Source organism: Micrococcus sp. LASM2_SD2, from assembly GCF_057364565.1.
Genome location: NZ_JBNFOB010000013.1, coordinates 1 through 20,533 on the forward strand (window position 1 = coordinate 1; position 20,533 = coordinate 20,533).

The window sequence follows — 20,533 nt, forward strand, 5'->3', positions numbered from 1 at the left end:
CCGGTCGCGGCGGCGGCTGCAGCGGGGCGCGCAGCTCGATCGCGCGGGCGGCGGCCACGAGCTCGACGGCGAGCACGCGCCGGAAGTTCTCCACGGCCGAGCGCAGCTTGCGGGCGGCGTGCCAGCCCATGGAGACGTGGTCCTCCTGCATCGCGGAGGACGGGATGGAGTCCACGGACGCGGGCACGGCCAGGCGCTTCATGTCCGAGACGAGCCCGGCCTGCGTGTACTGAGCGATCATCATGCCGGAGTCCACGCCCGGGTCGTCCACGAGGAACGCGGGCAGCCCGTGCGAGCGGGCCGGGTCCAGCATGCGGTCGGTGCGGCGCTCGGACATGCTGGCGACGTCGGCCACCGGGATGGCCAGGAAGTCCAGCACGTACGCCACGGGCGCCCCGTGGAAGTTGCCGTTCGAGCTCACCCGGCCGTCGTCGAGCACCACGGGGTTGTCCACGGTGGCGGCGAGCTCGCGCTCGGCCACGGTGCGCACGTACGCGAGGGTGTCGCGCAGGCCGCCGGCCACCTGCGGGGCGCAGCGCAGCGAGTAGGCGTCCTGCACGCGGGAGTCGCCCTCCTTGTGGCTGGCCACGATCGGCGAGCCCGCCAGGATCTTCAGCATCCGGTCGGCGGAGGTCGCCTGGCCCGGGTGGGGGCGCAGCGGCAGGTGCAGCTCCGGCACGAACACGCGGTCGGTGCCGAGCAGTGCCTCCACGGACATGGCAGCGGTGAGGTCCACGGTGTCGGCGAGCTCGTCGAGGTCCGCCAGGGCCATGATCAGCATGCCGAGCATGCCCTCAGTGCCGTTGACGAGGGCCAGGCCCTCCTTCTCCCGCAGCTCGACCGGCTCGATCCCGGCCTCGGCGAGCGCCTCGCCCGCCGGACGCAGCGCGCCGTCCTCCCCGACGACGTCGCCCTCGCCCATCAGCGCCAGGGCCACGTGGGAGAGCGGGGCGAGGTCGCCGGAGCAGCCCAGCGAGCCGAACTCGCGCACAGCGGGGGTGATGCCCGCGTTGAGCATGGCCACGAAGGTCTCGACCACCACGGGACGCACGCCCGTGCGGCCGGAGGCCAGCGTGGTGGCGCGCAGGAACATCAGCGCGCGGACGACCTCGCGCTCCACCACGGGGCCCATGCCGGCGGCATGGGAGCGGATCAGCGACTTCTGCAGCTGCGCGCGGGACTCGAGGGGGATGTGCTTGTCCGCGAGCGCGCCGAAGCCGGTGGAGACGCCGTAGGTGGGGGTCTCGGCCTCGGCCAGTGCCTCGACGTGGCGGCGCACCGCGCCGACGGTCTCGAGCACGTCGTCGGCGAGCACCACGCGGGCGTCGTGGCGGGCGACGGCGAGGACGTCGTCCAGGGTGGCCCCGGACGTGCCGAGGGTGACGGTGGCGGGAGGGGTGGTCATGGGCGGTGCGCTCCTCGGGTGGTGGGGTGGGTCGGGGCCGACGCCGGACGGGTGCGTCCGGCGTCGGGCGTCACCGGGCGGGTGGGCCCGGCGGTGGATCGTACGGGGTGGGCGGCCTCAGACCACGCGACGGCCCGCGCGCCAGACCGCGTGGGTCAGCGGCATGCCGGGGCGGTAGGCCAGGTGGATGGCGGCGGGGGCGTCCAGCATGTGCAGGTCGGCGCGCTTGCCGACCTCGATGCTGCCGACGCGGTCCTGGGCCCTCAGCGCGAGCGCACCGCCGTAGGTGGCGGCCTCGATCGCCTCGGCGAGGGTCAGGTGCATCTGCAGCACGGCGGTGCCCACGTTGAAGTTCTGGCTCGTGGTGTAGCTGGTGCCCGGGTTGCAGTTGGAGGCCAGGGCGATCGGCACCCCGGCGTCCAGCAGCTCGCGGCCCGGTGCCAGCGGTGCCCGCGTGGACAGGTCGCAGGCGGGCAGGCACCCGGCCACGGTGCCGGGCTCGCCGGTGCGGGCGGCCGCGTCCCAGCCGGTCCAGGTGGAGGCCAGGGCGGCCACGTCCTCGTCCGTGAGGTGGTTGACGTGGTCCACGGAGGCGGCGCCGTGCTCCACGGCGACGGCCACACCGGGCCCGTGCTCGATCTGGTTGCCGTGCAGGCGCACGCCCAGCCCCGGCGGCGCGGCCGGCCTCGAGCACGCGGCGGGTCTGCTCGCCGGTGAACGCGCCGCGGTCGCAGAACACGTCGATCCAGTCCGCGTGCTCCTTCACCGCCTCGAGCATGGGACCCACGACGTCGGCCAGGTACGCCTCCGCCTCGACGCCGGCGGGAACGAGATGGGCGCCGAGGAAGGTCACCTCGTCCACGAGGCCCTCCTCCCGCATCCGGGCCAGCAGGCGCGCGTGGCGCGCCTCCTCCTCCACGGTGAGCCCGTAGCCGGTCTTGGTCTCCAGGTAGGTGGTGCCTCCGGCCACGGCATCCTGCACGCGTGCGGCCACGAGCTCGCGGAGGCGCTCGTCCGAGGCGGCGCGGGTGGCCTCGGTGGTCACGCCGATGCCGCCGGCCGCGTAGGACTGGCCGGCCATGCGGGCCTCGAACTCGGCGGAGCGGTCCCCGTCAAAGACCAGGTGGGTGTGGGAGTCCACCCAGCCCGGCAGCACGGCACGGCCCTCGGCAGAGGTCCGCTCGTCCGCCGCGGGGGCCTCGGCGGCGGCGCCGATCCAGGCGATGGTGCCGTCCTCCACCACCACGGCGGCGTCGTGCAGCACGCGGGACTCGGCGTCCACGCAGGTGAGTTCGCCGATGTCGGTGAGCAGATGGGAGGTCATGCGGGTCCTTCCTCAGACGGTGCGGATGGCGATGGGTGGGATGACGGCGGGGATGCGGTCGGCGGGCCGTGTGCCGGCCCCGCGGCACGCCCGCGGGTCAGGTTGCCACGGCGGCCACCAGGTGGGCCACCGGGGTGGCGAGCAGGATCGTGAGGATCACGCGCTCGGCCCAGATCACCACCAGGTGCCAGAGCTTGATGGGCAGGTCCGTGGCCAGGATGGCCGGGACCACGGCGGAGAAGAAGATGATCGCGGAGACGCAGACCACGCCGGTCACGAAGCGGGCCACGAAGTCGTCGCTGCCGGCCAGCAGGGTGGCGGGGATGAACATCTCGGCCACGGAGGTGGCCGCAGCGGTGGCCATCAGGGACGGGTCGGAGAAGCCGAGGATCCAGAAGAACGGCCAGAACACCAGCCCCACCCAGGTGAACACCGGCGTGTAGGTGGCCAGCACCAGCGCGATCAGACCGACGGACATGATGGACGGCAGGATCTGCAGGACCATCACCAGGCCGTCACGGAAGTTGATCCACACGTTCTTCGGCAGGGAGGGTGCCTCGGCGAGGGTCTGCTCGGCGGCGCGGCGGGCCACGGCGAAGCGGTTCCGGGTCACCGGCTGCTCCGGACGCGGCGCGACGCCGGGGTAGACCTCGTCCGGGATGCGGCTCAGCGGCGGGATCCGGACCACCAGGGCGGTCACGGTGAACGTCACCAGCAGGCGCCCACGAAGTACCAGAGCCACACGTCCATCAGGTCCAGGGTGCGGGCGACGATCACCATGAAGGTGGCCGAGACGGTGGAGAAGCCGACCGCGATGATCGCGCCCTCCTTCGCCGTGTAGCGCCCCGCCCGGTACATGCGGTTGGTCAGCAGCAGGCCCAGGGCGTAGGAGCCCACGAAGGAGGCCACCGCGTCCACGGCGGAGCGGCCGGGCACCCGGAACACCGGACGCATGGCCGGACGCAGGTAGACACCCACGAACTCCATGAGCCCGTAGCCGATGATCAGCGCCAGGAAGATGCCGCCGATCGGCACGATCAGCCCCACCTGCACCACCAGGGAGTCCATGAGGAACGGGCCGATGTCCTCGTTCAGCACCCAGGACGGCCCGAACCCGAACACCACCATGGAGGCGGTGACCAGGCCGAGCACGGCCAGGAACGCGAACACGGCCTTCAGCGCGGACCGACGCCAGGTGCCCGTGACGAACGGGTAGAAGGCGCCGGCGGCGATGATCGCCAGGGCCACGAACCGGTCCGCCTCGCCCAGCAGGGCGCGGATGCCGTTGACCAGGTGGTCCAGCGGGATGGTGGTGGTGCCGTTCAGGGTGATCGGCACGAAGAACATCACGATGCCGATCGCCGAGTAGACGATCATGCGCCAGCGTCCGGTGGGGCGGGGCTCGTCGCGGCCGATCGCCGCCATCGCGGTCGTGTCGCTGTGGAATTCGCGGTCTCCCGGGTTCGTCACGGACATCGTGGGACTCCTCTCCTGCAGGGTGGGCCATGGCGGGGGCGGGTGCCCCCGCCACGGCGGGCGGCCGTCGTCGCCCCTCATGCCGGGAGGACGACGGCCGCGGATCACGCGTCAGTCGCGGATCTTCGCCTCCATCGGCACGCGCACGCCGCGCTCGGCGGCCACCTCGGCGGCACGCGAGTAACCGGCGTCCACGTGGCGGATGACGCCCATGGCCGGGTCGTTGGTGAGCAGGGCCTCGAGCTTGGCGGCGGCCAGCTCGGTGCCGTCCGCCAGGCCGACCTGGCCGGCGTGGATGGAGCGGCCGATGCCGACACCGCCGCCATGGTGGATGGACACCCAGGTGGCGCCGGAGGAGGTGGCGGTCAGGGCGTTGAGCAGCGGCCAGTCGGCGATCGCGTCGGAGCCGTCCAGCATGGCCTCCGTCTCGCGGTACGGGGAGGCCACGGAGCCGGAGTCCAGGTGGTCGCGGCCGATGGCGATCGGGGCCTTGACCTTGCCCTCGGCCACCAGCTTGTTGAAGAGCAGGCCGGCCTTGTGGCGCTCGTTGTAGCCGAGCCAGCAGATGCGCGCCGGCAGGCCCTCGAACTCCACGAACTCGGCGGCGCCGTCCAGCCAGCGGTGCAGGTGATCGTTCTCCGGGAAGAGCTCCTTGAGCGCCTCGTCGGTGACCTTGATGTCCTCCGGGTCGCCGGAGAGGGCCACCCAGCGGAACGGGCCGAGGCCCTCGCAGAACAGCGGGCGGATGTAGGCCGGGACGAAGCCGGGGAACTCGAAGGCGCGGTCGTAGCCGGCCTTGCGGGCCTCGTCGCGGATGGAGTTGCCGTAGTCGAAGACCTCGGCGCCGGCGTCCTGGAAGCCGACCATGGCCTCGACCTGGCGGGCCATGGACTCCTGGGACTTCTTGGTGAAGCCGTCCGCGTCCGCGGCGGCCTCGTCCTGCCACTGCTCCACGGTGTACTCGAGCGGCAGGTAGGAGAGCGGGTCGTGGGCGGAGGTCTGGTCCGTGACGATGTCGATCTCGACCTCGCCGGCCTTCTGGCGCTTGAGCAGCTCCGGGAACACCTCGGCGGCGTTGCCCACCAGGCCCACGGAGACGGCCTCCTTGTTCCTCTTCGCCTCGTTGACGCGGGCGATGGCCTTGTCCAGGTCCGTCTCCACCTCGTGCAGGTAGCGCTTGGACTGGCGGCGGCGCAGGCGCTCCTCGGAGACGTCCACGATCAGGCAGACGCCGCCGTTGAGGGTGACGGCCAACGGCTGGGCGCCGCCCATGCCGCCGCAGCCACCGGTGAGGGTGAGGGTGCCGGCGAGGGTGCCGTCATACTTCTTGCGGCCGATGGCGGCGAAGGTCTCGTAGGTGCCCTGCAGGATGCCCTGGGTGGCGATGTAGATCCACGAGCCGGCGGTCATCTGGCCGTACATCATGAGGCCCTCAGCCTCGAGCTTGCGGAAGGTGGTCCAGTCGGCCCAGTCGCCCACGAGGTTGGAGTTGGCGATCAGCACGCGCGGGGCCCACTTGTTGGTGCGGACCACGCCGACCGGCTTGCCGGACTGCACCAGGAGGGTCTCGTCCTCCTCGAGGTCCTTGAGGGTCTCCACGATCGCGTCGAAGGCCTCCCAGGAGCGGGCGGCGCGGCCGGTGCCGCCGTAGACCACGAGGTCCTCGGGGCGCTCGGCGACCTCGGGGTCGAGGTTGTTCATGAGCATCCGCAGGGGCGCCTCGGTCTGCCAGGACTTGGCGGAGATCTCGGTGCCGCGCGGAGCGCGGATCTCGCGGGACGGGTCGTGCTGGGTGAATCCCTGGGTCATGGGGTCCTCTCCTTGAAGGGGTCCTCCGCCCTTCCCGACGACGGACGGTCGGGTGGGCGCATCAGCGTCGCCTTTTCATCAGGTGGCGTTTGCTTTCCATCCATTGAAACCCGCCGGGAGTCGGCGCGCAACCCCCTGTATAGGATTCCGTCATGCCCTCCCCCTCGACGCGCACCGTGGACCGCGCCCTGGACCTGCTGGCCGCCGTGACCGAGCGCTCCCCGCTGACCCTGTCCGACGCCGCCCGGCAGGCCGACCTGCCCGCCTCCACCGCCCTGCGCCTGCTGCGCAGCCTCGAGGGCGCCGCCCTCGTCACCCGGGACGACGACGGCCGCTACCGTCCCGGCGCCCAGCTGATCCGCCTCGGCGCCCGGGCCTTCACCCGCGAGCCGCTCGTGGAGCTCTCACGGGAGCCGATGCGGCAGCTGGCGGAGAAGACCGGCGAGTCCGTGTACCTGGCGATCCCGGGTGCCACGGAGACCGCCGTCTACATCGCGATCGTGGAGGGCACCCACTCCGTGCGCCACACCAACTGGGTGGGCCGCACCGTCCCGCTCGAGGGCACCGCGGTGGGCGCCGTGCTGCGCGGCGAGGTGGAGGCCGAGTCCGTGGCGATGATCAAGGACACCGTGGAGCGGGACGTCACCGCCCTGTCCGCGCCGGTGACCGTCCAGGGCTCCCCCGTGGGCGCCCTGTCCACGCTCGTGCCGACCTACCGGTGCACCGACGAGCTCGCCGAGGCCTGCCGGCAGGCCCTGGTGAAGGCGACCACGCAGATCGCCCAGGCGCTGTCCGGGAAGTGATCCGCCGAGCCTCCGCCCTGCGCGGGGAGGTGCTGCCCGGAAGGCGGGCGGCCGTCGTCGGGACACGGGGCGCGGCCGGCCGATCACGGCGACGTCACCCGACGGTGATGCGAATCCAGGCAATTCCCAGGCTGCTCCCCTGGTACCTCCACGAAGGCTTCCTATGCTGAAGGCACCTCATCGAAGGTGCGAGTGATGACAGCGAAGGGCCCCGGAACGGCGAGAGCCGACCCGGGGCCCTTCGTCATGTCCGCGGCGGGGCGCGCACGACGGGCACCCGACGCGCGGGCGACCACGGTCCCCGCCGGTGGCCCGGCACCCGCCTGACGCGCCGTGCACTGTACACATGACGACGGCGCCGCTCCCCGTCACTGGGGAACGGCGCCGCTGTGTGTGATGCGAGTGCGCCGGCGCGCGGTGCGAGTGAGGACCCGCCGGGCCACTCAGTGGCGGCGGGCGGAGCTGATGCCGGCCCAGAGGCCGCCGAGCAGGCCGGACACCGGCAGGCCGATCAGCAGGATCCAGCCGGAGTTCTCGGCCGCGGTGTTCGAGAAGATCAGGATGATCAGCAGCACCGAAACGATGCCGCCGAGCAGGCCGGCGATCGCGTAGCGGGCGGCGCTGCGGCCGTAGCCGCCCATGATGTTCACGAACCAGGAGGCGAGGACGCCGGCCAGGGCGCCGCCGATGAGGGCGAAGATCAGGCCGAGCATGACGGGGACGAAGCCCACGCCGCCCTGGCCGAGCACCACGAGGCCGTCCGCCTCGACGGTGAGGGCCTTGAAGATCTCGCTCGCGAACAGGACGACGGCCGCGACGGCGATGATGCGGTTCGTGATGCCCCACGCGTTGACGGGCAGGCTCGGCGGGACGATCGGCTCGGCCGCCACCGGGCGCGCGCCGCCACGGGTGGCGACGGTGGTGTTCGTGTTCATGTGCTGGTCTCCCATCCGCCCCGGTCAGGGGCCTGTGCGCGCCGGGCGCCACGGCGCCCAAAGTTCTGTGTCCGAGTTTAGTGGCACGGGCGCGTGGGGCGGGAATCATGCGCCGGCGCCGTGTGCCGCGTGCCGCGGCGGGCGAGGTCTGCTCAGAGGACGTCGGTGCGCCGGTTCTGCAGGACCGGCAGGAAGGAGCGGACCTCGTCGATGCGCTCCCGGGTGACCTCCGCGGTCACGAGCGCCTCGCGCTCGTCCTCCAGGGCGGCCACCGGCAGGGCGAGCGGGTCCACGATCGTCGAGTGGCCGACCGTCGAGTCCGAGCAGGTGTCCGCGGCCACCACCCAGACGGTGTTCTCCACCGCGCGGGCCTTGAGCAGGGTCTGCCAGTGGTCCACCTTGTGGTCGCCCTTGAACCAGGCCGCCGGGACGACAAGCACGTCCGCGCCGTCCACGGCGAGCTTCCGGGACAGCTCCGGGAAGCGCAGGTCGTAGCAGGTCAGCAGGCCGAAGGTCAGATCCCCGATGCGGACGGACAGCAGGGCGCCGTCACCGGGGGTGATGGTGTCCGACTCCTTGTGCCTGAAGGCGTCGTAGAGGTGCAGCTTCCGGTACGTCCCGAGCTGGGAGCCGGAGCCGTCCACGGCCACGAGGGTGTTGTAGGGGCGCGGGTTCCCGGAGGGCTCGTAGCCGCCGGCCACGATCGCGACCCCGTGCTCACGCGCCATGCCCTTGAGGGCGGTGACGAACTCGTCCCACTCGGTGTCCACGGCCTCGGCGAAGGTGTCCGTGACGAGGTGTCGCTGCGTGAGCATCGACTCCTCGGGGAACACCACGAGCTCGGCCCCCTCCTCGGCGGCCTGTGCGGTGAGCCGGCGGAGCACCTCGAGGTTCTCCGCGATGACTCCGGTGGGGCGGAACTGTCCGACGCTGATCCTCATGTGACCAGCCTAACGCCCGCCCCACCGGCGGTTCAGGCCTTGGCGTTCGCCCAGCCGTAGGCGGAGTGGCCGGTGAGGCGGCGCCCCATGATGAGGGACTGGACCGTCTCCGTGCCCTCGTAGGTGTGCAGGGCCTCGAGGTCCGCGAAATGCTGGACCATGCCGTGCTCCAGCAGGAGGCCGTTGCCGCCCATGAGGTCACGGGCGATGCCGGCCACCCGCCGGGCGGCGCGGGTGTTGTGGTACTTCAGCATGGAGGCGTGCTCGCCCCGCATCCGTCCGGAGGCCTGGAGGCGGGCGACGGCGGCGGCCTGCAGCTGCATGGAGGTCACGGCCTCGAGCATCTGGGACAGGCGCTCCTGCACGGACTGCTGTGCGGCCAGCGGCCTGCCGAACTGCACGCGGGCCTTCGTGTACTGCAGGGCGCCCTCGAACAGGGCGGTCGCGTGGCCGAGGGCGGACCAGCCGATGTTCACGCGGGTGGCCTCCAGGACCCGGGCGGTGTCCGCGAAGGAGTGCGCGCCCGGCAGCAGGGCGTCGTCCCCCACCTGGACGGAGTCCAGCGTGATGAGGGACTGGTGCAGGGCACGCAGCATGCCCTTGCGGACGATCGGCTCGGCCGAGTAGCCCGCGGCCTCCTGGGGCACGATGAAGCCACGGACCTGGCCGTCCTCGTCCCGGGCCCACACGATGGTGACACCGCCGGCCGCGCCGTTGCCGATCCACTTCTTCCGGCCGTTCAGGACCCAGCCGCCGTCCACCTTCCTGGCGGTGGTCTCCAGCGCCACGGAGTCCGAGCCGTGCTCCGGCTCGGTCAACGCGAAGGCGCCGAGCAGCTCGCCGCGGGCCAGCTTCTGCGCATACGCGGCCCTCTGCTCCGCGGAACCGAGCTCCACCACGGAGCGCAGGGCGAGCCCGCCCTGCACGGCGCAGGCCGCCGCGAGCGAGCCGTCCAGACGGGAGAGCTCCATGGTCACCAGGCCGGCGCCCAACGGAGTGAGGGTCTCGAAGCCGTCCACGTCCACTCCGTCGGTGAGGAGACCGGCGGCCGCCACCTGCCGCACCAGGTGCACCGGGTAGGTGGCCTCGTGCCAGGCCTCGGCGAGCTCGTCCAGCATGGGGGTGACGGTCTGCCGGACCCTCACGGCGGCGGCGCGGTCCGCGTCCGTGGCCTCGGTGAAGGCGCCGAGGAAGTCGGTGTCCAGGGGCTCCCGGACGTCGATGTCCAGCTCGGGGGTCAGACTCACGCCTCGCTCCTCTCCTGACGCAGCACGCGCTTGAGCAGCTTGCCGGACTGGTTGCGCGGCAGCTCGTCCACGAACTCCACGGTCTTGGGCACCTTGAAGCCGGCGAGGTTCTCCTTCACGTGCGCGATCACCTGCTCCTCGGTGACCTGGGCGCCGTCCTTGAGCACCACCACGGCGGTGATCGCCTCGATCCAGCGCTCGTCCGGGACGCCGATCACGGCGACCTCGGCCACGCCGTCCACCTCGTAGACGCAGTCCTCCACCTCGCGCGGGGCCACGAGGACGCCGCCGGTGTTGATGACGTCCTTGATGCGGTCCACCACCTGGATGTAGCCGCCCTCGTCCTGGGTGACCTGGTCTCCGGAACGGAACCAGCCGTCCATGAACGCGGCCTCGGTGGCCTGCGGGTTGTTCCAGTAGCCGGAGAACAGCTGCGGGGAGCGGTACTGGATCTCGCCGGGCTCCCCGGCGGCCACGGGCTCGCCGGCGGGGTCCACCACGCGGACCTGCACGTGCTGCACGGGGCGGCCGCACGAGGCCGGGCGGGCGTGGTGCTCCTCCGGGCGCAGGACGGTGCACAGCGGGGACATCTCGGACTGGCCGAAGCAATTGTAGAACCCGAGCTTCGGGAAGGCCTCGCGCAGCCGTTGCAGCACGGTGACCGGCATGATGGAGGCGCCGTACTGGGCCTTGGTCAGGGAGGAGAGGTCGAAGTCGGCCAGGTCCTCCCGGTTGGCCAGCGGCACCCAGACGGTGGGGCCAGGAACAGGGAGCCGATGTGCTCGTCCTGGACCAGCTGCAGCATCTGTCCGATGTCCGGCTTCTCGACGATCCGCAGGGTCGCGCCGAGCGAGAGGTAGGGCAGGGCGAACACGTGCATGGCCGCCGAGTGGTACAGCGGCATCGCGATCAGCGGCCGGTCCTCCTCGGTGAGGTCCAGCGCGATCACGGTGGAGTCGTACTCGGCCACCAGCGCCCGGTGGGTCATCACGGCGCCCTTCGGGGCGGAGGTGGTGCCGGAGGTGTAGAGCAGCTGCACCGGGTCCTCGGAGTGCACCTCGGGGAACGGCTCGGCACCCTCGGCGGATCCTGCGGGGGTCTCCTCGAGCGCGAGCTCCTCCAGGCTGGTGATCCCGGCAGCGTTCTCCTCCGCCTGCTCCCCCTTCTGGAAGGGCACGACGACGGCCAGCACCTCCGCCTTGCCGCTCGCCTTCACCTCGTCCACCAGGGGCGCCAGCGTCTTGTCCACGAACAGGACGGCTGCGCCGGAGTCGTTGAGGATGTGGGCGAGCTCGCCGCCCTTGAGGCCCGAGTTCACTGGGACGTGGATGAGGCCGGCGCGGGCGGCGGCCAGGAACAGGACGATGTAGAGGTCCGAGTTCATGCTGAAGGCGCCCACGCGGTCACCGGGCTTCAGGCCGAGCCGCTGCAGGCCGCGGGCGGTGCGGTCCACGGCGGCGGCGAGCTCGGCGTAGGTCAGCGTGCGGTCGCCGAACCGGGTGGCGGTGTTGCGGCGGTAGGCCGCGGCGCTGCGGTCCAGCAGGTGGGTCAGCCCGGACTGGTGGGAGGCGGCCGGGACCAGGGAGGTGACGTTCTGTGCGGTGGTCATGGGGATCACGCCTTGAGGTTCTCGATGATGGTGACGTTGGCCTGGCCGCCGCCCTCGCACATGGTCTGGAGGCCGTAGCGGCCGCCGGTGCGCTCGAGCTCGTGCAGCAGGGAGGTCATCAGGCGGGCGCCGGTGGCGCCGATCGGGTGGCCGAGGGCCATGGCGCCGCCGTTGGGGTTGACCTTGGCCGGGTCGGCTCCGGTCTCCTGCAGCCAGGCGAGGACCACGGAGGCGAAGGCCTCGTTGATCTCGATGACGTCCATGTCGTCGATGGTCATGCCCGCCTTCTGCAGGGCGTGGGCGGTGGCCGGGATGGGGGCGGAGAGCATCATCACCGGGTCCGCGCCGCGGGCGGAGAGGTGGTGGATGCGGGCGCGCGGGGTGAGACCGTGCCGCTCCACGGCGTCCGCGGAGGCGATGAGCAGGGCGGCGGCGCCGTCGGACATCTGGGAGGCGGTCGCGGCCGTGAGGATCCCGCCCGCGGAGATGGGCTGGAGGGTCGCCATCTTCTCCCGGTCCGGGGTGCGGGGGCCCTCGTCCGCACTGACGCCGAAGCACGGGACGATCTCGCGGTCGAAGCGGCCCTCGGCCTGGGCGGCGAGCGCCCGCTCGTGGGACTGCACGGCCAGGTCCTCGGCCTGCTCACGGGTGATGCCCCACTTCTCCACCATCATCTCGGCCCCGCGGAACTGGGAGATCTGCTCGTCCCCGTAGCGGGCGGCCCAGCCCTCGGAGCCGGTGAACGGGTCCGGGAAGCCGAGGTCCTTCGCGATGGTGTTGGAGATCGAGAGCGGGATCGCGGACATGGACTGCACGCCGCCGGCGACCACCAGGTCCGCGGTGCCGGACATGACGGCCTGAGCGGCGTAGTGGACGGCCTGCTGACCGGAGCCGCACTGCCGCTCCACGGTGGTGCCGGGGACGTCCTCGGAGCGCGGCGGCGAGCCAGGCGTTGCGGGCGATGTCCATGGCCTGCGGGCCGATCTGGTCGATGCAGCCGAGGATCACCTCGTCCACGTCCGCGGAGTCGCCGATCGCGTCCCCGTGGCGCTCCAGGAGGGTGCGCAGGGGGACGGCGGCCAGGTCCAGCGGGTGGACCTGGGCGAATCCCTTGCCCCGGCGCCCCACGGGGGTGCGGACGGCGTCGATGATGTAGGCCTCGGCCATGGTGCTCCTTCGGTCATGGGCTCTACCGACCCGCACGGTTCCGGGGATTTTTCCCGGGACGCACGGTATCGGCTCCTCTGTTAATCGAGCCTAACTCACGTGACGTGGAACACAACAAGGCACGTGTCACAGTGCGGACACGTGCCGGTGACGTGCGGGGACGCAGAACGCCCCGGCCGCAGCGGCCGGGGCGCCCGTCTGGTTGCACGTCTGACGTGATTTTAGGCTTTTCCCAGCCCGAGGAGGCAATGGTGACCCGTCCGCCGGGCGGGGGCGGTTCAGAGGACGTCGGTGCGCCGGTTGGCGAGCGAGGGGAGGAACTCCCGGACCTCGTCGATCCGCTCGCGGGTGACCTCCGCGGTCACCACGGCCTCCCGCTCGTCGGCGAGCTCGGCGACGGGCAGCGCCAGCGGGTCCACGATCATCGAGTGGCCCACGGTGCCGTCCGAGCACGTGTCCGCCGCGGCCACCCACACCGTGTTCTCCACCGCGCGGCCTGGAGCAGGGTGCGCCAGTGCTCCACCTTGTGCTCGCCGGAGAACCACGCCGCGGGGATCACGAGCACGTCCGCGCCCTCCACCGCGAGACGCCGGGACAGCTCGGGGAAGCGCAGGTCGTAGCAGGTGAGCAGGCCCAGGCGGAGCCCGCCGAGCTCGATCGCCACGACGCCGCCGTCGCCGGGGGTGATGCGGTCCGACTCGCGGTGCGCGAACGCGTCGTAGAGGTGGAGCTTGCGGTACGCGCCCAGCTGGCGCCGTCCGTGTCCACCGCCAGCAGCGTGTTGTAGGGACGCCGGTCCGGGCCCGGCTCGTAGCCGCCCGCGACGACGGCGATCCCGTGCTCGCCCGCCAGCGCGGCCAGGCCGCGGCGAACCGGCTCCCAGGCCGGCGGCGACGGCGTCGGGGAACTCCTCCCCCACCTCGCGGGCCCCGAGCATGGCCTCCTCGGGCAGCACCAGGAGGTCCGCCCCCTCGCCCGCGGCGCGGGCGGCGAGGCGGGCCATCACGGCCAGGTTCGCCTCGACATCGCCCACGGGCCCGAACTGTCCGACGCTGATCCTCATGCCCCCAGGGTAGCCAGGCCCCTGCCGGTGGCCGTCAGCCCTGGTCATCGCCGCGGCCAGCCGCCACGCTGGAAGCCGGGCACGACGTCGGCCCGCATCGGCCGCCGTCGTCGTCCGCCCCCGATCCGCGCGGCACCGCGCGGCAGGTCGACACCACAGGAGCAGACGCGATGACCGCCCACCAGCCCGACATCCCCGGCACGCCGGGACCCATCACCCCCGACCTCGAGGAGCACACCGCCCTCACCGACCCGGACCAGCCCGTGGCCGTCCCGGCCCCGGACCAGCGCGGTCCGGCGCAGGTCTCCCCCACCGGCCAGGACACCGGTGCCGACCCGGCGACCGCCGCGCAGGGCTGCCCGTACCTGACCACCGCGCACGGCGTGCGCCTGCAGGACTCGGACCACTCGCTCAAGGCCGGCCGTCGCGGCCCCACCCTGCTGCAGGACCACCACCTGCGGGAGAAGCTCAGCCACTTCGACCACGAGCGCATCCCCGAGCGCGTGGTCCACGCCCGGGGCGCCGGTGCCCACGGCGTGTTCCGCGGCTACGGCACCGCCGCGAAGATCAGCCGGGCCGGGCTGTTCGCGAAGGACAAGGAGACGGAGGTGTTCGTCCGCTTCTCCACCGTGGCCGGCTCCCGCGGCTCCATGGATCTGGCCCGCGACACCCGCGGCTTCGCCACCAAGTTCTACACGGACGAGGGCACGTGGGACCTGGTGGGCAACAACATGCCCGTGTTCTTCGTGCAGGACGCCATCAAGTTCCCGGACGTGGTGCACTCGGTGAAGCCGCACCCGGATCGCGAGATCCCGCAGGCGCAGTCCGCGCACGACACGTTCTGGGACTTCGTCTCCCTGCACACCGAGGCGCAGCACCACACCATCTGGAACATGTCCGATCGGGGCATCCCGCGCTCCTTCCGGATGATGGAGGGCTTCGGCGTCCACACCTACCGCCTGATCGCGGCGGACGGCTCCACCGTGCTGGTCAAGTTCCACTGGAAGCCCAAGCTCGGTGTCCACTCGGTGACATGGGAGGAGGCGCTGATCACCAACGGCGCGGACCCGGACTACCACCGCCGTGACCTCGCCGACGCGATCGAGGCCGGCGCCTTCCCGGAGTGGGAGCTCGGCGTGCAGGTGTTCGAGGACAACGAGGAGCAGATGTTCGAGGGGATCGACCTGCTCGACCCCACGAAGCTGGTCCCGGAGGAGCTCGTCCCCGTGCAGCCCCTCGGCCTCATGACGCTGAACGCCAACCCGTCCAACTACTTCGCGGAGACGGAGCAGGTGGCCTTCAATCCGGCCAACCTCGTGCCCGGCATCGACGTCACCAACGACCCGCTCCTGCAGGGCCGCCTGTTCTCCTACCTGGACACGCAGCTCACCCGCCTCGGCGGGCCGAACTGGACCCAGCTGCCCATCAACCGCCCGCACGCCCCGGTCAACGACATGCTGCGTGACGGCTTCCACCAGAGCGCCGTGCATCGCGGCGTGGCCCCGTACCGGCCCAACTCGCTCGACGGCGGCCTGCCGTACGAGACCCCCGCGGACGGCCACGCGTTCATCGACCACCCGGAGCCGCTGCCGGCGTCGGTGAAGGAGCGCGCGCACGCCGCGTCCTTCGACGACCACTTCTCGCAGGCGCGCCTGTTCTTCCTCTCCCTCTCCGAGGTGGAGCGTGAGCACCTGGCGCAGGCGTACACGTTCGAGCTCGGCAAGTGCTACGAGGAGACGATCCGCGTGCGCCAGTTGCGCAACCTGGCCGCGATCGACCCGCGCCTGGCGCAGGTGGTGGCCGAGGGCCTGGGCCTGCCGGTGCCGGAGCCGGCGGAGACCCCCGCCGACGTGCAGCCCTCGCCCGCGCTGTCCCAGGTGGGCGGCACGTGGCCGCTCGACGGCCGTCAGGTGGGCCTTGTGGTGGGCCCGGAGGTGGACGAGGCCGTGCTGGCCGCGGCGGTGCAGGGCATCGACGACGCCGGCATGGTCCCGCTGGTCATCGCGCCGAAGGGCGGCCCGGTGGCCGGGGAGATCGTGGCCCAGCGGACCTACCTGACCGCGGCGTCGATCGAGCTGGACGCCGTGGTCGTGCTCGGCGCGGTCCCGCCGGCCGCCGACGCGAAGCACGGCCTGGACGCCAAGGCCGCCGCGGACGCGCCCGAGGGCGTGGACCCGCGCGTCGCCAAGGTGGTGCAGGAGGTCTGGCGTCAAGCGAAGGCCATCCTGGCCGTGGGCGAGGGCGCCGCGGTACTCGACGCGGTGAAGGTCGCCGGCACCCCGGGCGTGGAGGAGGCGACCGACGGGGCCGCCGTCGTCAGCCGACTGACGGAGCTGCTGCCCGCGCACCGCGTGTGGGAGCGTTTCCCAGCCACCGGCCGCCTGGCCGACTGACCGAGCGCCCCGGGCGCTTCGAACGTTGAGATAGGGGCTATCTCACGTTCGAAAGCGCCCATTCGCCCTCTTTCACGTTCGAAAGTGCGCGCGAGGGTGGGCTCGGGGTGGGGCGGCTGGCCGGGTCAGTCCTCGATGAGGTCGCGGACCTGGACCACCTGGTCGCGGCCCGGGCCCACGCCGATCGCGGAGATCCGGCACCCGGAGAGCTTCTCGAGGGCCTCCACGTAGCGCTGGGCGTTCAGCGGCAGATCCGTGAATGCGCGGGCGCCGGAGATGTCCTCGGTCCACCCGTCGAAGTGCTCGTAGACCGGCTTCGCGTGGTGGAACTCGGTCTGGGTCATGGGCATGCGGTCGTGGCGGACGCCGTCCACGTCATAGGCCACGCAGACCGGGATCCGCTCGATGCCGGTGAGCACGTCCAGCTTGGTCAGGAAGTAGTCCGTGAACCCGTTGATCCGGGCGGCGTAGTGGGCCATGACGGCGTCGTACCAGCCGGTGCGGCGCGGGCGGCCGGTGTTCACGCCGAACTCGCCGCCGGTAGTGCGCAGCTGCTCGCCCATCTCGTCGAACAGCTCCGTGGGGAACGGGCCGGAGCCCACGCGGGTGGTGTAGGCCTTCACGATGCCGATGGTGCGGGAGAAGCGGGTCGGGCCGATGCCCGCACCCACCGAGGCGCCGCCGGCGGTCGGGTTGGACGAGGTGACGAACGGGTAGGTGCCGTGATCCACGTCCAGGTAGGTGGCCTGGCCGCCCTCCATCAGCACGACCTTCCCCTCGTCCAGGGCGTCGTTGAGCAGGTTCACGGAGTCCACGACCATCGGCTTCAGCCGGTCCGCGTAGGACAGGAAGTACTCGACGATCTCGTCCACGGTGACGGCGCGGCGGTTGTAGAGCTTCACCAGCAGCTCGTTCTTCTGCCGCAGGGCGCCCTCGATCTTCTGGCGGAGGATCGACTCGTCGAAGATGTCCTGCACCCGGATGCCGAGGCGGGCCACCTTGTCCATGTACGTGGGGCCGATGCCGCGGCCGGTGGTGCCGATGGCACGCTTGCCGAGGAACCGCTCGGTGACCTTGTCCATGGTCTGGTGGTACGGGGCCACCAGGTGCGCGTTGGCCGAGATCTTGAGGTTCGCGCAGGAGTGCCCGCGGGCCTCGAGCCCGTCGATCTCCTCGAAGAGCGCCTCGAGGTTGATCACCACGCCGTTGCCGATCACCGGGGTGGCGTTCGGGGAGAGGATGCCGGCCGGAAGGAGCTTCAGCTCGAACTTCTCGCCGTTCACCACCACGGTGTGACCGGCGTTGTTGCCGCCGTTGGGCTTGACCACGTAGTCCACGCGGCCTCCGAGCAGGTCGGTGGCCTTGCCCTTGCCCTCGTCGCCCCACTGGGCGCCGACGATCGCGATCGCTGGCATGTCTATCTCTCCTCAGGGCCCCACCGCTGCCGCGCACGGGGCCCGAACATGGAAAACGCTCCGTGCAATGCGCAGGGAGCTCTTGCACAGAGAGTCTACCAGCGTGATGAAGGCCACAGGCTCTGTGTGTCAGCCCTCCTTGGGGGTGTGGTCTCCCAGGTGCTCCGCACGCTCACGGGACTCCTGGACGAACGGCATCACGGTGGAGCCGTCCCCGAAGGAGTCGTCCGCGATCACGCGCGGCGAGCGCCGGCGCAGCCAGCCGAAGGCCCACTGCAGGCCGAGCAGCACGGCGAGCGTGAGGATCGCCTGGGCCAGCGGGACGTCCACGGCCGTCAGCGTGCGCTCGCGCCTCCCAACGGCAGGCCCGCCCTGTGACCGCCCACAGCCGCTCCCTATGCTGGGCTCCATGAATGCGACGCCGACGGGAGCGCAGCCCGATCCACACGGACCCCCTGACCCCGGCCTGTCCCGGGAGCACGCCTACCCGGCGCCGCCACTGAAGGGCCCCTCGGCCGGGATCTGGCGGACGAAGCTCATCTGGCTGCTGGTGCTCGCCTTCGCCGCACTGCCCCTGCTGGTGATCACCCTGCGCTTGGTCGGCAACCTGGGCGGCTGGATCATGGTCATCTACTTGATCTACGGCGGCCTGCTGCAGTTCCTGGGCGGTCTGGCGGTGAGCCTGTCCCTGCTCATGCTCCCCCGCGTGAACTCGCCGCACGAACGCCGCTCAGGCGTCCGCCCGGGGCGCGCCCTGAGCGCCCTCCTGGCGGGGTGCTGGCTCACCGGGCTCGTCGGCATGGCGATCATCCCGGACTACGGCGACGCCCCCGGCTCCGAGGCCGTCCTGCCCCTGGCGGTGCAGCTGTGGGGGGACAACCTCGCCGCGGAGATCACCTCGTACGGCGGCATGCTGCTGCTGGGCGTCTCCGCGCTGTGCGGGATCGCGGCGGTCCTCGTCTGCCTGGTCCGGGGGCTGCGCGCCGGCGCCGGTCCCGCACCGCGGGATCCCGTCTCGCACGACCTCGCCCCGCACCCCGGTGCAGGTGCGTCCCGTCCCGGATCCGACGGCCTCCGGTAAGCACCCCCGTTCCGGCGCCGCCGGGGAACCGCCGGTGGGCCACGACCGCCGGAGCGGCCTCATCCTGGCCCTCCTCGCATTCGGGGCGCTGTCCCTGGTCGCGGTGGCACTGCGCGCGGTACTCGTCGGCGCAGACGTGATCTCGCTCCTCTACAGCCTCACCCTCGGACCGATCCAGGCGGCGGGCGGCCGTCGTCGGGATTCCAGGGCGACCGCCCCTCCCCCGCCGTTCCACGCCCGACCGCGGCTGCCGGCCGCCCCCCTCGGTTAGGGTGACGTGCGTCACCACAGATCCCCAGGGGTCCACATCGCACACACAGGAGGTCGCCGCCCCATGCCCACGTCGTCACCCGCACGCCCCGACGCGCACACCCCCGCCGAGGGGAACGTCTTCTCCCGGGCCATGCGCCCGGTCAACACCGTGGTGGAACGGTTCATCCCCTCCTCCCTGATGTTCACGATCGTGCTCACCTTCATCGTGGCCGTCCTCTGCCTGGTGCTCACCCCCGCCGGGCCGCTGGAGGTCCTCGACGGCTGGGGCGAGGGCCTGGCGGGCCTGCTGGCGTTCATGACCCAGATGGCCCTCGTGCTGCTGCTCGGCCACGTCCTGGCGAACACCGGCCCGGTCCGGCGGCTGCTGTCCTGGCTCGCCGGCATCCCACGGACCGCCCTGCAGTCCTACCTGTTCGTGTTCACCGTGGCCGCCGGCGCCTCGCTGATCACCTGGGGCCTGGGACTGGTGGTCGGCGCCCTGATGGCCAAGGAGGTGGCGGCGCGCGGACGGGAGCGCGGCGTGCCGCTTCACTTCCCGATGCTGGTGGCCTCCGGCTTCGCCGGCTTCGTGGTGTGGCACATGGGCTACTCGGCCTCCGGCCCGCTCACCGCCGCCACCGAAGGCTCTTTCCTCACCGAGTCCCTGGGCGGTCAGACGATCCCGATCACCGAGACCGTGTTCTCGTCCTGGAACATGCTGGCGGCCCTGGCCACGGTGGTAGTGGTCGGGCTGACCCTGTTCCTGATCGCCCCACGCGGCGCGGATCGGATCATCGAGCTGCCCGCGCAGAAGGCGGAGAAGGAGGAGGTCGGCGCCGCACCGCTGGAGACCCCGGCGGACCGGCTGGACGCCTCCCGCATCCCCACCCTGCTGGTGGGCCTGGCCCTGGCCGTGTACCTGGTCCGCTACTTCGTGCTCGGCGGGACGCTGACCCTGGACATCGTGAACTGGTCCTTCCTGGCCGCGATCCTGCTGCTCGTGCGCTCCGCCCACGAGCTGATCGAGCTGACCGCCCAGGCTGCCTCCAACGTGGGCGAGATCCTGCTGCAGTTCCCGCTGTACGCCGGCATCCTCGGCATGATGACCGCCACCGGCCTGATCGCCGTGCTCTCGGACGCCCTGGTCTCCGTCTCCAACCCGGTGACCTTCGGCCTGTTCGCGTTCCTCGCCGGCGGCCTGGTGAACTTCTTCGTCCCCTCCGGCGGCGGGCAGTTCGCCGTGCAGGGCCCGATCATGCTCTCGGCCGGCGCGGAGCTGGGCGTGGACCCGGCCATGACCATCATGGCCGTCTCCTACGGCGACCAGTGGACCAACATGATCCAGCCGTTCTGGGCCATCCCGCTGCTGGCGATCGCCGGGCTGAAGATGCGCGACATCCTCGGCTACACCACCGTGGTGCTGATCGCCTCCGGCCTGGTGTTCGGGGCCACGCTGGTGCTGGTCTCCCTCTGAGCGGCCCTCCGGCCCGGTGCACGACGACGGCCCCCGCCCCTGCCGTTCCCTCCCCGTCCCCACCCCGGCCGTGGGGGCCCCGGTGGGGCCGGGGGCCGGGCGAGAGACGACTGGGCTCAGGACTCGTCCCCGGCGACCT

General features: G+C 71.9%; 11 protein-coding genes and 5 pseudogenes. 4 read left to right on the plus strand and 12 right to left on the minus strand.

Translation table 11 applies throughout. From position 1 onward, the window contains the following. From hutH to AC2W7A_RS01750, 4 genes and pseudogenes are all read right to left on the minus strand, one after another. Positions 1-1,405, minus strand: a 1,405-nt coding sequence (hutH, locus tag AC2W7A_RS01735; protein WP_485989827.1) for a histidine ammonia-lyase, incomplete at its 3' end; no start/stop codon positions are given. A gap of 117 nt (positions 1,406-1,522) precedes the next feature. Continuing rightward, positions 1,523-2,729, minus strand: a pseudogene (gene hutI, locus AC2W7A_RS01740) (imidazolonepropionase). Between the two features lie 97 nt (positions 2,730-2,826). Further along, positions 2,827-4,154: pseudogene (locus AC2W7A_RS01745) on the minus strand (YjiH family protein). Positions 4,155-4,316: 162 nt separating this feature from the next. Further along, positions 4,317-6,014 carry a urocanate hydratase gene (locus tag AC2W7A_RS01750; protein ID WP_485989828.1) on the minus strand — a complete coding sequence of 566 codons (1,698 nt, stop codon included), beginning with the start codon at positions 6,012-6,014 and terminating at the stop codon, positions 4,317-4,319. Positions 6,015-6,166: 152 nt separating this feature from the next. Here AC2W7A_RS01750 and AC2W7A_RS01755 point away from each other — a divergent pair, with 152 nt between their 5' ends. Then, entirely contained in the window at positions 6,167-6,817 is a 651-nt protein-coding gene (locus AC2W7A_RS01755) for an IclR family transcriptional regulator (RefSeq protein WP_485989829.1), read from the plus strand. A 443-nt stretch (positions 6,818-7,260) separates the two neighbouring features. Here AC2W7A_RS01755 and AC2W7A_RS01760 read toward each other — a convergent pair whose 3' ends face one another. The 6 genes and pseudogenes from AC2W7A_RS01760 to AC2W7A_RS01785 all read right to left on the minus strand — a co-directional run bounded on the left by AC2W7A_RS01760 (position 7,261) and on the right by AC2W7A_RS01785 (position 13,827). Next, complete coding sequence (locus tag AC2W7A_RS01760) at positions 7,261-7,752, minus strand: hypothetical protein (protein WP_485989830.1); 492 nt, start codon at positions 7,750-7,752, stop codon at positions 7,261-7,263. A gap of 152 nt (positions 7,753-7,904) precedes the next feature. Continuing rightward, complete coding sequence (locus tag AC2W7A_RS01765; protein WP_485989831.1) at positions 7,905-8,693, minus strand: carbon-nitrogen hydrolase family protein; 789 nt, start codon at positions 8,691-8,693, stop codon at positions 7,905-7,907. A gap of 32 nt (positions 8,694-8,725) precedes the next feature. Continuing rightward, entirely contained in the window at positions 8,726-9,940 is a 1,215-nt protein-coding gene (locus tag AC2W7A_RS01770) for an acyl-CoA dehydrogenase family protein (protein WP_485989832.1), read from the minus strand. Continuing rightward, positions 9,937-11,549, minus strand: a pseudogene (locus tag AC2W7A_RS01775) (fatty acyl-CoA synthetase). The gene AC2W7A_RS01770 and the pseudogene AC2W7A_RS01775 overlap by 4 nt, the downstream one beginning before the upstream one ends. 5 nt (positions 11,550-11,554) lie before the next feature. Next, positions 11,555-12,716: pseudogene (locus AC2W7A_RS01780) on the minus strand (acetyl-CoA C-acetyltransferase). Between the two features lie 278 nt (positions 12,717-12,994). Next, positions 12,995-13,827 (minus strand): annotated as a pseudogene (locus tag AC2W7A_RS01785) (nitrilase-related carbon-nitrogen hydrolase). Positions 13,828-13,949: 122 nt separating this feature from the next. Here AC2W7A_RS01785 and AC2W7A_RS01790 point away from each other — a divergent pair. Next, a complete protein-coding gene (locus AC2W7A_RS01790) occupies positions 13,950-16,172 on the plus strand; it encodes a catalase (RefSeq protein WP_485989833.1) in 2,223 nt (740 codons plus the stop codon). Positions 16,173-16,297: 125 nt separating this feature from the next. Here the strand turns inward: AC2W7A_RS01790 and AC2W7A_RS01795 are convergent, their stop codons facing one another. Both AC2W7A_RS01795 and AC2W7A_RS01800 read right to left on the minus strand, forming a co-directional pair. Continuing rightward, the gene (locus AC2W7A_RS01795; RefSeq protein WP_485989834.1) at positions 16,298-17,587 is read right to left on the minus strand and encodes an adenylosuccinate synthase; all 1,290 of its coding nucleotides are present in this window, start codon (positions 17,585-17,587) and stop codon (positions 16,298-16,300) included. A 129-nt stretch (positions 17,588-17,716) separates the two neighbouring features. Beyond that, positions 17,717-17,917 (minus strand): hypothetical protein, encoded by a 201-nt coding sequence (locus AC2W7A_RS01800; protein ID WP_485989835.1) that lies wholly within the window; start codon positions 17,915-17,917, stop codon positions 17,717-17,719. A 79-nt stretch (positions 17,918-17,996) separates the two neighbouring features. Here AC2W7A_RS01800 and AC2W7A_RS01805 point away from each other — a divergent pair, with 79 nt between their 5' ends. Both AC2W7A_RS01805 and AC2W7A_RS01810 read left to right on the plus strand, forming a co-directional pair. Next, positions 17,997-18,668: a hypothetical protein gene (locus AC2W7A_RS01805; RefSeq protein WP_485989836.1), complete on the plus strand. Its 672-nt coding sequence runs from the start codon at positions 17,997-17,999 to the stop codon at positions 18,666-18,668. 334 nt (positions 18,669-19,002) lie between these two features. Then, positions 19,003-20,394: a short-chain fatty acid transporter gene (locus AC2W7A_RS01810; RefSeq protein WP_485989837.1), complete on the plus strand. Its 1,392-nt coding sequence runs from the start codon at positions 19,003-19,005 to the stop codon at positions 20,392-20,394. Positions 20,395-20,533: the final 139 nt, after the last annotated feature.

Coding starts and splice junctions, on each gene's coding strand:
- AC2W7A_RS01750 (WP_485989828.1), bottom strand. CDS start 6,014: ATGACCCAGGGATTCACCCAGCACGACCCGTCCCGCGAGATCCGCGCT.
- AC2W7A_RS01755 (WP_485989829.1), top strand. CDS start 6,167: ATGCCCTCCCCCTCGACGCGCACCGTGGACCGCGCCCTGGACCTGCTG.
- AC2W7A_RS01760 (WP_485989830.1), bottom strand. CDS start 7,752: ATGAACACGAACACCACCGTCGCCACCCGTGGCGGCGCGCGCCCGGTG.
- AC2W7A_RS01765 (WP_485989831.1), bottom strand. CDS start 8,693: ATGAGGATCAGCGTCGGACAGTTCCGCCCCACCGGAGTCATCGCGGAG.
- AC2W7A_RS01790 (WP_485989833.1), top strand. CDS start 13,950: ATGACCGCCCACCAGCCCGACATCCCCGGCACGCCGGGACCCATCACC.
- AC2W7A_RS01795 (WP_485989834.1), bottom strand. CDS start 17,587: ATGCCAGCGATCGCGATCGTCGGCGCCCAGTGGGGCGACGAGGGCAAG.
- AC2W7A_RS01805 (WP_485989836.1), top strand. CDS start 17,997: ATGAATGCGACGCCGACGGGAGCGCAGCCCGATCCACACGGACCCCCT.
- AC2W7A_RS01810 (WP_485989837.1), top strand. CDS start 19,003: ATGCCCACGTCGTCACCCGCACGCCCCGACGCGCACACCCCCGCCGAG.